The sequence below is a fragment of the Saccharomonospora iraqiensis subsp. iraqiensis genome (genome assembly GCF_000430445.1).
GTDB lineage: Bacteria > Actinomycetota > Actinomycetes > Mycobacteriales > Pseudonocardiaceae > Saccharomonospora > Saccharomonospora iraqiensis.
The window spans coordinates 66,594-79,300 of record NZ_KE387070.1 but is presented as its reverse complement, the minus strand read 5'-3'; the positions used below and the strand labels follow the sequence as shown (position 1 = coordinate 79,300).

General features: G+C 71.8%; 13 protein-coding genes and 2 pseudogenes. 11 read left to right on the top strand and 4 right to left on the bottom strand.

The genetic code is table 11. The features are described 5' to 3' along the window. Window positions 1–439, top strand: a 439-nt coding sequence (locus tag ACTIR_RS22255) for a metal-dependent hydrolase (RefSeq protein ID WP_034238880.1), incomplete at its 5' end; no start/stop codon positions are given. A gap of 96 nt (window positions 440–535) precedes the next feature. Here ACTIR_RS22255 and ACTIR_RS0107765 read toward each other — a convergent pair. The 3 genes from ACTIR_RS0107765 to paaK form a co-directional block, all read right to left on the bottom strand. Next, entirely contained in the window at window positions 536–988 is a 453-nt protein-coding gene (locus ACTIR_RS0107765) for a hypothetical protein (RefSeq protein ID WP_026453842.1), read from the bottom strand. A gap of 163 nt (window positions 989–1,151) precedes the next feature. Beyond that, window positions 1,152–1,763, bottom strand: coding sequence for a TetR/AcrR family transcriptional regulator (locus tag ACTIR_RS0107760; protein WP_026453841.1), 612 nt, complete (start codon window positions 1,761–1,763; stop codon window positions 1,152–1,154). A 55-nt stretch (window positions 1,764–1,818) separates the two neighbouring features. Then, window positions 1,819–3,180 (bottom strand): phenylacetate--CoA ligase PaaK, encoded by a 1,362-nt coding sequence (gene paaK / locus ACTIR_RS0107755; protein WP_026453840.1) that lies wholly within the window; start codon window positions 3,178–3,180, stop codon window positions 1,819–1,821. A gap of 120 nt (window positions 3,181–3,300) precedes the next feature. Here paaK and paaZ point away from each other — a divergent pair, with 120 nt between their 5' ends. From paaZ to paaE, 6 genes and pseudogenes are all read left to right on the top strand, one after another. Continuing rightward, window positions 3,301–5,328 (top strand): phenylacetic acid degradation bifunctional protein PaaZ, encoded by a 2,028-nt coding sequence (gene paaZ, locus ACTIR_RS0107750; RefSeq protein WP_026453839.1) that lies wholly within the window; start codon window positions 3,301–3,303, stop codon window positions 5,326–5,328. A 1-nt stretch (window position 5,329) separates the two neighbouring features. Further along, window positions 5,330–6,274 (top strand): annotated as a pseudogene (gene paaA / locus ACTIR_RS0107745) (1,2-phenylacetyl-CoA epoxidase subunit PaaA); the annotation flags it as partial. Window positions 6,275–6,414: 140 nt separating this feature from the next. Continuing rightward, complete coding sequence (paaB, locus tag ACTIR_RS0107740; RefSeq protein WP_007023793.1) at window positions 6,415–6,711, top strand: 1,2-phenylacetyl-CoA epoxidase subunit PaaB; 297 nt, start codon at window positions 6,415–6,417, stop codon at window positions 6,709–6,711. Window positions 6,712–6,724: 13 nt separating this feature from the next. After that, a complete protein-coding gene (gene paaC / locus ACTIR_RS0107735; protein ID WP_026453837.1) occupies window positions 6,725–7,621 on the top strand; it encodes a 1,2-phenylacetyl-CoA epoxidase subunit PaaC in 897 nt (298 codons plus the stop codon). Between the two features lie 211 nt (window positions 7,622–7,832). Beyond that, window positions 7,833–8,369, top strand: coding sequence for a 1,2-phenylacetyl-CoA epoxidase subunit PaaD (gene paaD, locus ACTIR_RS0107730; RefSeq protein ID WP_052583772.1), 537 nt, complete (start codon window positions 7,833–7,835; stop codon window positions 8,367–8,369). A 104-nt stretch (window positions 8,370–8,473) separates the two neighbouring features. Further along, on the top strand, window positions 8,474–9,562 hold the full coding sequence (gene paaE, locus ACTIR_RS0107725) for a 1,2-phenylacetyl-CoA epoxidase subunit PaaE (RefSeq protein ID WP_026453835.1): 1,089 nt from the start codon (window positions 8,474–8,476) through the stop codon (window positions 9,560–9,562). 123 nt (window positions 9,563–9,685) lie between these two features. Here paaE and ACTIR_RS0107720 read toward each other — a convergent pair whose 3' ends face one another. Next, window positions 9,686–10,141, bottom strand: coding sequence for a MarR family winged helix-turn-helix transcriptional regulator (locus tag ACTIR_RS0107720; protein WP_026453834.1), 456 nt, complete (start codon window positions 10,139–10,141; stop codon window positions 9,686–9,688). A gap of 98 nt (window positions 10,142–10,239) precedes the next feature. Here ACTIR_RS0107720 and ACTIR_RS0107715 point away from each other — a divergent pair, with 98 nt between their 5' ends. The 4 genes and pseudogenes from ACTIR_RS0107715 to ACTIR_RS27460 all read left to right on the top strand — a co-directional run. Continuing rightward, window positions 10,240–11,214 carry a ring-cleaving dioxygenase gene (locus tag ACTIR_RS0107715; protein WP_026453833.1) on the top strand — a complete coding sequence of 325 codons (975 nt, stop codon included), beginning with the start codon at window positions 10,240–10,242 and terminating at the stop codon, window positions 11,212–11,214. Continuing rightward, window positions 11,211–11,828, top strand: a complete 618-nt coding sequence (locus ACTIR_RS0107710) for an alpha/beta hydrolase (RefSeq protein ID WP_026453832.1) — start codon at window positions 11,211–11,213, stop codon at window positions 11,826–11,828. Before ACTIR_RS0107715 ends, ACTIR_RS0107710 begins: the two co-directional genes overlap by 4 nt. 324 nt (window positions 11,829–12,152) lie before the next feature. After that, window positions 12,153–12,473 carry a hypothetical protein gene (locus ACTIR_RS0107705; protein WP_034238874.1) on the top strand — a complete coding sequence of 107 codons (321 nt, stop codon included), beginning with the start codon at window positions 12,153–12,155 and terminating at the stop codon, window positions 12,471–12,473. A 53-nt stretch (window positions 12,474–12,526) separates the two neighbouring features. After that, window positions 12,527–12,707 (top strand): annotated as a pseudogene (locus ACTIR_RS27460) (hypothetical protein); the annotation flags it as partial.

Genomic DNA, 12,707 nt, shown 5'->3' with positions numbered 1-12,707 from the left:
GGGCCCGTGGGCGGTCGCCGCGGTGGTCGTGTTCGGGCTGCTGCTGGCCGAGGACGCACTGGGGGACTGGCTGCTGCCGGTGGCCGGGGCGGCCGTGGTGTGGTGGGTGATCGAGAACAGCCCCGACGTGCTCGGACGGCTCGACGAGGTCTCCGGCTGGCTCGGCGTGGCGGTGGCGGTGGGGTGTGTCGTCCACTGCCTCGGGGACGCGCTCACCGAATCGGGGTGTCCCTTCCTCTTCCCCCTGCCGATCGCCGGGGAAACGTGGTACGAACTGCGGCCGCCCGCATTCCTCCGATTCAACACCGGCACGGCCGTCGAGAACAAGGTGCTGCTTCCGCTGTTCGTCGTTCTCGGCGTGCTTCTCATTCCGGGAGTCTGGGCGGCGGTGCTGGACACGGTGAACCACGTGGTCGGAACGACGAATCAGGACGCCTGAGGAATGTGCACCCCCGGATGCCGGGACTCCGGGGGTGCACAAGGGCGATGCCCCGGGGAAACCCCGGGGCATCGTCGGAAAGAGGACCCGACGGGGTTACTTCTTGTCGAGGTACCAGGCCGAGGACTCCTTGTCCCAGGCCTTGGCGCCGTTGGCGCCCGCGGCGGCCCCGCTGTCCTCGTAGTGGGCCCAGCCCGCTTCCTTCTTCGTGTGCTTGTGGTGCTTGTGGTGCTTGTCCCGGTCGCGGTCCTTGTGCTTGTCCTTGCCGTGCCGCGCCTCGCCGTCGGTGGCCGCGTCGCGGGCAACCCCGTCCGCGGAACGGTGCTTCTTCTTGTCCTTGCGGTCGGCCTCGTACTTGAGGCCGGCCGCCTCGGACGACACGTCGCCTGCGACGGCACCGTCGGCGCCCGCGGCCGCGATGTTGGCCTCGTAGGACGCGTAGTTGGCCTCGACGTCGCCACCCTTGTCGGCGGCGGCGACACCGGCGGCGCCGAAGGCCAGCGGCAGGGCCAGGGCAGCCGTCACAATACCGCGACGAACAGAACGCATGAGCTGATCCTTTCTGGTGTGTTCACACAGGACAGGACCGAACTTCCGGCGAGCGGATGCTGTCGAAGGCCGGTCCTTTGCTCCGTGAGGCTTGCGCCTCAGGCAATTTCGTACCCTCGACGGTGATCCGCTAACCGCGATTTGACGGCCACGGGGCCCGTCTTCACCGGGTCGGGTTATCCCGGATTCCGTCGAATGCGATCTTCGCCACGGCGTCCACAATGGGCGTGTCGCTTCCCCGGGGTTGATACCACTCGACCAGGGAATTGACCATTCCGAACACCAGGCGTGCGGTGAGCGCGGGATCGACGTCCGGCCGGATGTCGCCGTCCCGCTCCGCCTCGGCCACGAGGTCGGCGACGATCCGGTCGAACCGCCGCCTGCGGGCCAGCGCCGCCCGCTCGACCTCGGTGTTGCCCCGCACCCGCAGCAACAGCGTGACGAACGGCAGCCGCTCGACCAGGACCCGGACACTGCCGCGCACCAGGTACTCCAGCCGGTCCACCGCCCGCCCGTCCAGCTTCCCGGCCTCGTCGGCGACGGTGAACAGCCCGTCCAGCGCGTGATCGACCGCCAGCCGCAGCAGCTCCTGCTTGCCGGAGACGTGGTGGTAGATGGCCGACTTCGTGATGCCGAGCCTGCGGGCGAGGTCCTCCATGCTCGTGCCGTCGTAGCCGCGCTCGTTGAACAGGGCGACCGCGACGCCCAGCAGCGACTCGAGGTCGTAGCCGGGCCGTCCCCTGCGGCTCGTCCTCGTCGGCCCGGTGGCGGTCATGGTGGCCAGTATCCCAGCCCGCGCCCGGGACGGTGTCCGGCCGGTCCCCGCGCGATCACCGGTCCCGTTCGTCGACGACCCGGCGCATCTTGCCGACCGACCGCTCCAGCGTCTCCGGGGCGACGACGTCGACCTCGACGCGCACCCCGACCTCGTCGGCGACCCGCCCGCCGACCCGCCGGGCCACCCCGGCCCGGTCCCCGGCGGGGAGGTCGTCGGCCGCCTCCACCCGGACGGTCAGCGTGTCCAGGCGCTGCCGGGTCGACAGCACGAGCTGGAAGTGCGGCGAGAGGCCGTCGGTGGCGAGCACGATCTCCTCGATCTGGGTGGGGAAGACGTTCACCCCACGCAGCACGATCATGTCGTCCGAACGGCCGGTGATCCGGTCCATCCGGCGGTGGGCGGGACGCGCGGTGCCCGGGCGCAGCCGGGTGAGGTCGCGCGTGCGGTACCGGATCAGCGGCATCGCCTCGCGGGTCAGCGTCGTGAACGTCAGCTCGCCGAGCGTGCCGTCGTCGAGGACGGACCCGGTCTCCGGGTCGAGGATCTCCGGCAGGAAGTGGTCCTCCCAGATGTGCGGCCCGTCCTTGGTCTCCACGCACTCCTGCGCCACCCCGGGCCCCATCATCTCGGAGAGCCCGTAGATGTCCACCGCGTCGATCCCCGCGCGGCGTTCGATCTCCGCGCGCATCCCCTCGGTCCACGGTTCGGCGCCGAGGATGCCGACCCGCAGCGACGACGCGGCCGGGTCGAGGCCCTGCCGCTCGAACTCGTCCAGCAGGGTCAGCAGGTACGACGGCGTGACCATGATGATCTCCGGCTGCAGGTCGGTGATCAGCCGGACCTGGCGGGCGCTCATCCCCCCGGAGGCGGGCACGACCGCGCAGCCCAGCGCCTCGGCACCGTAGTGCGCGCCCAGCCCCCCGGTGAACAGCCCGTACCCGTAGGAGACGTGCACCGTCTGGCCGGGCCTGCCGCCCGCCGCCCGGATCGAGCGCGCCACCAGGGCCGACCAGGTGCGCAGGTCGCCCTCGGTGTGACCGACCACGGTGGGCGCCCCGGTCGTGCCGCTGGAGGCGTGCATCCTGCGGATCCGGTCCCGGCCGACGGCGAACAGACCGGACGGGTAGTTGTCCCGGAGGTCCTGCTTCGTGGTGCAGGGGAAGCGGGCGAGGTCGGCGAGCTCGCGGCAGTCGTCCGGATGGACCCCGGCCCGGTCGAACCGCTCGCGGTAGAAGGGCACGGTGTCGTAGGCGTGCCGCAGTGTCCACCGCAGGCGCTGCAGTTGCCGTGCGCGCAACTCGTCGGTGCTCAGGTGCTCGGCGGCGTCGCCGTCGGGGAGCCCGGTCGTGCGACGTCCGTCTCCGGTGTCGCCGGTGTGTCCGGGGGCCTTTCGCGGGTCGTCGACAGTGCTCACGACTCCTCCTTGAGCCGAACGGGCGCACCCTCCTGGTCGGTGTGCACGTTGTCCCGGGAACCGGGTGCGCCTAAAATTACTGACCGAGTGGTTGGTAAATCAATGGAGGAGGTCTTCTCGATGGGTGCGTTGCCCAGTTACGTCTCCGGCGGATGGCACACGCCGTCCGGGGACGGCACCCCGGCGTACGACGCGGCGACCGGGGAGGAGGTCGCCCGGATCTCCTCCACCGGCATCGACATGGCGGCGGCGTTGGACCACGGCCGCACGGTGGGCGGACCCGCGCTGCGGAAGCTGACCTTCCACCAGCGGGGCGCGCTGCTGAAGGCCCTCGTGTCCCACCTGCGGGAGCACCGCGACGAACTGTACGCACTCTCCGCCCGCACCGGGGCGACGAAGGCCGACTCGAAGTTCGACATCGACGGCGGGATCGGCGTCGCGGCCGCCTACGCGAGCCTGGCGAAGCGGGAGCTGCCGAACGACACCGTCTACCCCGAGGGCCGGGTCGAGACGCTGGGCAAGGGCGGCACCTTCGTCGGGCGCAACGTGCTGACCCCGCTGCACGGGGTCGCCGTGCAGATCAACGCCTTCAACTTCCCGGTGTGGGGGCCGCTGGAGAAGTTCGCCCCCGCCTTCCTCGCCGGGGTACCGAGCCTGATCAAACCCGCGAGCCAGACCGCCTACCTCACCCACCGGCTGGTGGAGCTGATCGTGGAGTCCGGCCTGCTGCCGGAGGGCTCGCTGCAACTGGTCTGCGGCAGTGCCGGGGACCTGCTCGACCACGTCACCGGTCAGGACCTCGTGTCGTTCACCGGCTCGGCCGCCACCGCCCAGCGCCTGCGCGCGCACCCGGCCGTGGTGCGCAACTCGGTGCGGTTCAACGCCGAGGCGGACTCGCTGAACCTCTCCGTGCTCGGCCCGGACGCCGTCCCCGGCACGACCGAGTTCGACCTCTACGTCAAACAGGTCGTCACCGAGATGACCGTCAAGGCGGGGCAGAAGTGCACCGCCATCCGGCGCGCGTTCGTCCCCGCGGAGCTGATCGACGACGTCGAACGGGCGCTGTGCGAGAAGCTGGCGAAGGTCACCGTCGGCAACCCGGCCGCCGAGGGTGTGCGCATGGGGGCGTTGGCGAGCCTGGAGCAGCGGGAGGAGGTGCGCCGCTCGCTCAAGGCGCTGTCCGGCGCCGGGCGGATCGTCTTCGGTGACCCCGACCGGGTGGACGTGGTCGACGCCGACCACGAGCGGGGCGCGTTCGTCTCCCCGGTCCTGCTCCGCGCGGACGACCCGGACCGTGCCGAGCCGCACGAGGTCGAGGCGTTCGGCCCGGTCGCCACCCTGATGCCCTACACCTCCGTGGAGCAGCTGGTGGATCTGGCCGCCCGCGGCCAGGGCAGCCTCGCCGGGTCGGTGGTCACCGGCGACCCGGACTTCGCCCGCGAGGTCGTGCTCGGGGTGGCGCCGTGGCACGGGCGTCTGCTGGTGCTCGACGCCGAGGACGCCGGGGAGTCCACCGGGCACGGTTCCCCGTTGCCTGCGTTCGTGCACGGCGGTCCGGGCCGCGCGGGTGGTGGTCAGGAGATGGCCGGTATCCACGGCGTGCTGCACCACATGCAGCGCACGTCGGTGCAGGGCAGCCCCACCGTGCTGGGCCGGGTCACCGGACAGTGGGTGCCGGGTGCGGAGCGCTCCGCCGACGAGCACCCGTTCCGCAAGTCGCTGGCGCGGCTGCGGCCGGGCGATTCGGTGACCGCCGGGCCGCGCCGGGTCACCGCCGAGGACGTGGCGCACTTCGCCGAGTTCACCGGGGACACCTTTTACGCCCACACCGACGAGGCCGCCGCCGCGGCGAACCCGCTGTTCGGTGGCATCGTCGCGCACGGCTACCTGGTGGTGTCCCTGGCCGCGGGACTGTTCGTCTCGCCCGAGCCGGGGCCCGTGCTGGCGAACTACGGCCTGGAGAACCTGCGGTTCCTCACCCCGGTCAAGCCGGGGGACGAGCTGACCGTGACGCTCACCGCGAAGCAGATCACGCCCCGGGAGGACGCCGAGCACGGCGAGGTCCGCTGGGACACCGAGGTGACCAACCAGCGGGACGAACCCGTGGCGAAGTACGACGTGCTCACCCTTGTGGCGAAGGACGGCTGAGATGACCGCGACCGTGCCCGACCTCGAACGGCACTTCACCGACACCCTCGCCCGCGAGGAGCGCCTCGAACCACGGGACTGGGTGCCCGACGACTACCGCGCCACGATGATCCGGATGATCGCCCAGCACGCGCACTCCGAGATCATCGGGATGCAGCCGGAGGGCAACTGGATCACCCGCGCACCGTCGTTGCGGCGCAAGGCGATCCTGCTGGCGAAGGTCCAGGACGAGGCCGGGCACGGTCTCTACCTCTACTCGGCGGCCGAGACCCTCGGCGCCGACCGTGCCGACATGACCGAGAAGCTCATCGCCGGGCGGCAGAAGTACTCGTCGATCTTCAACTATCCGACGTTGACCTTCGCCGACGTCGGCGTGATCGGCTGGCTGGTGGACGGCGCGGCGATCTGCAACCAGGTGCCGCTGTGCCGGAGTTCGTACGGGCCGTACGCGCGGGCGATGATCCGGATCTGCAAGGAGGAGTCGTTCCACCAGCGGCAGGGCTACGAGCTGCTGATGACGATGATGCGCGGCACCGACGCGCAGCGGCGGATGGTGCAGGAATCGACCGACCGCTGGTGGTGGCCGTCATTGATGATGTTCGGCCCGCCGGACGCGGACTCGCCGCACACCGAGCGGTCCCTGGCGTGGAAGATCAAGCGGCACACCAACGACGAGCTGCGGCAGCGCTTCGTCGACATGACCGTGCCGCAGGCCGAGGCGCTGGGCGTCACGCTGCCGGACGAGAACCTGCGGTGGAACCCCGAGCGCGGACACTACGACTTCGGCGAGATCGACTGGACCGAGTTCAAGCGGGTGTTGCAGGGCAACGGTCCGTGCAACGCCGAGCGCCTCGCACACCGCAGGGCCGCGCACGACGACGGTGCGTGGGTCCGCGAGGCCGCCGCGGCGCATGCCGCGAAACAGGCCACCGCGACGCACGCCGCGAAGAAGACGCCCGCGGCGCACGCCGGGAAGCAGGCCACAGCGGCGCACGCCGCGAAGCAGGACCCCGCGGCGCACGCCGCGAAGAAGACTCCCGCGGCGCACGCCGTGCCGCGGGAGTCCCGGAACGGGGAGGCGACGGCATGACCGGCAGCACGGACGGAACCTGGCCGCTGTACGAGGTGTTCGTGCGCGGCAAGCGGGGCCTCAACCACGTGCACGTCGGGTCGCTTCGCGCGGCCGACGAGGACATGGCGCTGCGCAACGCGCGCGACCTCTACACCCGGCGCAACGAAGGGGTGAGCATCTGGGTGGTGCGCTCGACCGCGATCACCGCCTCCAGCCCGGACGAGAAGGACCCGTTCTTCGCGCCGAGCGGTGACAAGGTGTACCGCCACCCCACGTTCTACGACATCCCCGACGACGTCCCGCACATGTGAGGGGGTGGCGCACATGGCTTTCGACAACGTCTACGAGGCGATCACCGAGGACAACGACGACGCCCGCTGGGCCTTCGGCACCGGTTTCGACGATCCGCTGTCCGGGGTGGACGTTACGGTCCCGTCCGGTGTGGACCACGATGCATTGGCGGCGTACTGCGTGATGCTCGCCGACGACGCACTGGTGCTGTCCCAGCGGTTGCAGCGGTGGTGCACCCGTGCGCCCGAGCTGGAGGAGGAGGTGGCCCTGGCCAACATCGGCCTCGACCTGCTCGGCCAGGCCCGGATGCTGTTCTCCCGCGCCGGACACGCCGAGGGCGGCGGGTCCGGGCGGGGGCGGACCGAGGACGACTACGCCTACTTCCGCGACGAGCAGGAGTTCCGCAACGTCCGGCTGGCCGAGCTGCCGGACGCCGACTTCGGGGAACTGATCGCCCGGTTGCTGGTGCTGTCGACCTGGCGGCTGGCCGTGTGCTCGGCGTTGACCGACTCGGCCGATCCGGTGCTCGCCGCGATCGCGGCGAAGGCGGTGCCGGAACTGACCTACCACCGCGACTACGCAGCACAGTGGACGGTGCGACTCGGCGACGGCACCGACTACTCGCGGGAGCGGATGGCGTCCGGGCTGGATGCGGCGTGGCGTTACGTCGGCGAACTGTTCGCCACCCATCCGGTGGAGACGTCGCTGGTGGAGTGCGGGGTCGCCGTGGACCCGGCGGGGGTGCGCGCGGAGTTCGACGACGTACTCGCGCAGGTGCTCGACGCGGCAGGGCTGGCGGTACCGGAGGTCGGGAACGCTTCCGGCGTCGCGGGCCGTGCGGGCCGCGACGGGGTGCACACCGAGGCGATGGGCTACCTGCTGGCCGAGCTGCAGAGCGTGGCCCGCGCCCACCCACAGGCGACCTGGTGACGTGGCGACGGCGCCGGTGGCGACGGAGCTGGTGGTGACGGAGCTGGTGGTGACGGAGCCGGTGGTGACGGAGCCGGTGGTGACGGAGCCGGTGGTGACGGAGCTGGTGACGGATCCCGCGGTTGAGGCGACCGAGGCGACGGAGGTGACCGAGGTGGCGGAGGTGACCGAGGTGGCGGAGCCGGTGACCGAGGCGACGGAGGTGACGGAGGTGGCGAGGGCAGGGCCGGGCCACGGCGGTGCATGGGCGGCTCGCGGTGTCGAGCCCGCCCGTGCGGTGGCCGAGCGGGTCGTCGACCCGGAGCTGCCGATGCTGACGCTGGCCGATCTCGGCGTCCTGCGCGACGTCCGCGCGGACGGCCGTACGGTCGTCGTGGAGATCACGCCGACCTACAGCGGCTGCCCGGCGCTCGACACGATGCGGGCGGACCTCGTGCGCGCCCTGCGCGCGGCGGGGCACACCGACGTGCAGGTCCGCACGGTCCTGCACCCGCCGTGGACCACGGACTGGATCACCGAGGCGGGTCACCGCAAGCTCGCCGAGGCGGGCATCGCCCCGCCCACCCCGGCCGCCCGCGGGACGGGCCCGGTCCCGCTCACCCTCACCCGGCCGCCCCGCCGGGTCCCCTGCCCCCGCTGCGGCTCACCGGACACCGAGGAGCTGTCCCGGTTCGGCTCCACCGCCTGCCGCTCCCTGCACCGCTGCCGCACCTGCACCGAACCCTTCGACCACCTCCGCCCCCACTGACCCCACACCCGCGAGTCGCCACCCGACAACCGCGAGTTGACACCCCAGAACCGCGAGTCGCCACCCCAGAATCGCGAGTTGACACGAGCCGCAGAGGAGACACCGTGACGGCACCGACGAGGACACGGCCCCGCACCGCGTTCCACACCCTGACCGTGGCCGAGGTGACGCGGCTGTGCGCGGACGCCGTCGCGGTCACCTTCGATGTGCCGGCGGAGCTGGCGGACGACTACGCCTTCCGCCCCGGCCAGTCGTTGACGCTACGGCGCACGGTGGACGGACGGGACGAACGCCGGTCGTACTCGATCTGCTCCCCGGCCGGGGACCGGCTGCGCATCGGGGTGCGGGAGGTGCCGGGCGGATTGTTCTCCTCGTGGCTGGTGCAGCACGTGCGGCCGGGCGACGCGATCGAGGTCGGCACCCCGACGGGCACGTTCACCCCGGACACGGACACCGACCCCGGTGGGCAGCACGTCCTCGTGGCCGCGGGCTCGGGCATCACACCGGTCCTGTCGATCGCGGCGTCCCTGCTCGCCCGGCCGGGGACGGCGGTGACCCTGTTCTACGGCAACCGGCGCAGCGACACGGTGATGTTCGCCGACGAGCTCGCCGACCTGAAGGATCGGTACCCGGACCGGTTCGAGCTGGTGCACGTCCTGTCCCGCGAGCCCCGCGAGGTCGAACTGTTCAGCGGCCGACTCGACGCGGAGAAGCTGACCGCGCTGCTGGATCTGCTGCCCGCCCCCGCAAGGGTGGACCACTGGTGGCTGTGCGGCCCGTTCGGCATGGTCACCGGGGCCCGCGACGTGCTGCGCGGTGCGGGGGTGGACACCGGGCGGGTGCATCAGGAGCTGTTCTTCGTCGACGACGTGCCCCCCGAGCCGGTGCGCCACCGGGACACGCCCGTGGAGGGCGCCACGACGGAGGTCACGGTGACCCTGGACGGACGCACGACGGTGACGAACATCGGCCCGGACACCGCCGTGCTGGACGGCGCCCAGCGCGCACGTCCCGACCTGCCGTTCGCCTGCAAGGGCGGGGTGTGCGGCACCTGCCGTGCCCGGCTCGTCGCGGGCGAGGTCACCATGCGCCGCAACTTCGCCCTGGACGACGACGAACTCGCCGCGGGCTACGTCCTCACCTGCCAGTCCCACCCCACAACCCCCACGGTCACGGTGGACTACGACGCCTGACCGGGTGGCCGGCGGGGGTTGTCGTGAAGGGCACTTTCCCTGCGTGTGGTGCAGTGAATGTGCCCCTCGCTGCGTCCGACGCAGGGAACGTGCCCTTCACGGCACAACCCTGGGTGACCCTCGTCAGTCGCGGGCGTTCACCCGGCGGAGAGTGCGCATGGCTTCGGCGAGGGACTCGGCCCGGTCGTGGCCGAGGGGGTCGAGCACGGTTCGGCGGAGGATGTCGGCGCAGGCCTCCCGGGCCCGGTCGGCCACCTCGACGCCGTGGTCGGTCAGACAGGCGTAGGTCACCCGGCGGTCCTGTTCGCTGGGTGCCCGGCGGACGAGCCCCGCCGCCGTGAGGCGGTCGGCCACCTTGGTGAAGCCGCCGCTGGACAGTGCGGCCTCGCGCGCCAGCCGGGTCATCGGCATCCGGTGCTCCGGCGAGCGCACGAGCCGGAGCAGCACGTCGAACTCGGCGGGGGAGAGGCCGAAGCGTTCGGCGATCTCCCCCATCAACCGTTCCTGCGTGGCCAGATACCCCTCGATCACCAGCCCCCACCAGGTCACCAGCTCGTCGTCGGCACGCCGTGTCGTCACGCACCGCAGTCTACCGGAACACCTCTTCCGGGAATATTTCTTGCTCGCAAGAGTTTACCCGGTTAGCGTGGGAGGTACCCGCGCCGCGAGGAGGAACCATGCCGTTCACAACCAGCGGACTGCATCACGTCACCGCGATCGGTGGTGACCCACAGCGCAACGCCGACTTCTACCTGCGGACGCTCGGGTTGCGGCTGGTGAAGACCACCGTCAACTTCGACGACCCCGGCACGTACCACCTGTATTACGGCGACGAGGCCGGCAGGCCGGGGAGCCTGCTCACCTTCTTCCCGTGGCGGGACGCGCCCCGCGGCCGGGTCGGCACCGGGCAGGCCACCACCACGGCCTTCTCCGTCCCAGAACACTCGATCGGGTGGTGGAAGCAGCACCTCGAGGACGCGGGCGTGTCCACCAGCCGGGTGGTCAACCGCGACGACGAGGACGCCCTGCACTTCCGTGACCCGGACGGGTTGCAGCTGGCGCTGGTCGCGCATCCGCAGGGTGATCCGCGGGACCCGTGGGACACCCCGCTCGTGCCCGGCGAACACGCCGTCCGGGGTCTGCACTCGGTGACCCTCTCGGTCACCCGGGAGGACGCCACCGCGGGGATGCTCACCGAGGGGCTGGGCCTGCGGTTCGCCGCCGAGGACGGAAACCGCTTCCGGTTCACCGCGGGCGACGGCGGCCCGGGCGCCACGGTCGACGTGCAGGTCACGCCGGACGCCCCGCGCGGCCTGGTCGCGAACGGCACGGTGCACCACGTGGCCTGGCGGGCACCGGACGAGCAGACGCAGGCCGCCTGGCGGGAGGAGCTCACCGACCGCGGTGTCGAGGTCACCTCGATCATGGACCGGCAGTACTTCCGGTCGATCTACTTCCGTGAGCCGGGCGGCACCCTGCTGGAGATCGCCACCGACCAGCCCGGGTTCACCATCGACGAACCCCTGCTGGAGCTGGGGCAGGCGCTCAAGCTGCCGCCGTGGCTGGAACCGGATCGTGAGCGGATCGAGCACGCGCTGCCCGCGCTGGACCTGCCCGCCGAGAACAACCCCGGACAACAGGTGCGCGCATGACCGAGCTGGCACTGGAACACGAGTACGTCGAAGGCAGTCCGACGGCCCCGGTGCTGCTGCTGTTGCACGGCACCGGGGGCAGCCCCGCCGACATCCTCGCGCTGGGCAAGGAGCTGTGCCCGGCGTCGCCGATGCTGGCACCCGCGGGGCCGGTGTCCGAGAACGGCGCGGCGCGCTGGTTCCACCGCAAGGCCGAGGGGGTCTTCGACGTCGACGACGTCGTGTACCGGGCGGGGCAGCTCGCCGACTTCGTCACCGAGGCGCGTGACCGCTACGGCCTCGGCGGGCGCAGGCTCGTGGCGGCCGGGTTCTCCAACGGCGCGAACATCGCGGGGGCGGTGACGCTGCTGCGTCCGGACGTGCTGAGCGAGGCGGTGCTGTTCGCGGCGATGCTGCCGGTGCCGGAGCCGCCGCGGACCGACCTGACCGGGTCGCGGGTGCTGTTGGCCAACGGCCGCCACGATCCGATGGCCCCGCTGGAACACGCCCAGGACCTCGTCGCCGTGCTGCGCGACCGGGGCGCCGAGGTCGCCGAACACTGGCACACCGGCGGCCACCAGATCACCGTCGACGGCCTCGCCGCCGCGAAGTCCTGGCTCGCCCCGGCCGGCTGAGCGCGTCCCGGGGTTGCCGTGAGGGGCACTTTCCCTGCATCAGGCGCAGTGAATGTGCCCCTCACCGCCTCCAGCGCAGGGAAGGTGCCCTTCACGGCACCCTCCGGTAGGGCAAACGGGTGAACGGGGGTTACTCGGGCCGGTCGGGACGGTGTCGGGCTTTATAGTCGGTGTGGTATCCGACACCCTGGGGACGGCCGACGATGAACTTCGACGACATGGTGAATTGCCCCCGTTGCCTCGGCTCCGGGCTCGCACCCAACCGGAAGGACCCCTGTGCCAACTGCGGAGGACTCGGGCAGGTCCCGAAGTGACGACTGCGCGATGTGCGCGGGGTCGGGCACGCTGACCTGGGAGCAGCCGCAGCCGTCCGGCGTACTGCGCACCATCGAGATGCCGTGCCCGTCCGGGTGCGGGGACCACTGGAAGCACCCCGAGGCCGAGCGCGACCGGGTGGTCGCGGAGGAGGGCACGGTGCCGGAGTGGCCGGACGGTGTCCCAGGTGGCCCCCCGGCCGCGGGTGAACCGGGGCGTGCCGGCGAGGGCAACGTCGCCGCGGCGAACCGGATCGGGGCGGAGTTCATCCGCCGTGCACTCGAACACTGGGGCTTCGCCGCGCGGGCGTCCGACCCCCGCGACAGGTGACACCCGAACCGGTGACATCCGGTCGGGACTACGGCGCAGTAGCATCGGAACCCGTGACACCCCTGGTGCGGCGCGCGGGACGACTCGCGGGCCATCTCGCGCGGACGAGTTACGTCCTCAGCAGGCGACTGCCCGGTGCCGACGCGGTCGCCCCGCCCCTGGCCGGTGCCGTCGGGAACGACGCGACCCCCGGAGCCGCCCCGCAGCGTCCCGGGACGGTGTGGGCGCGGGCCA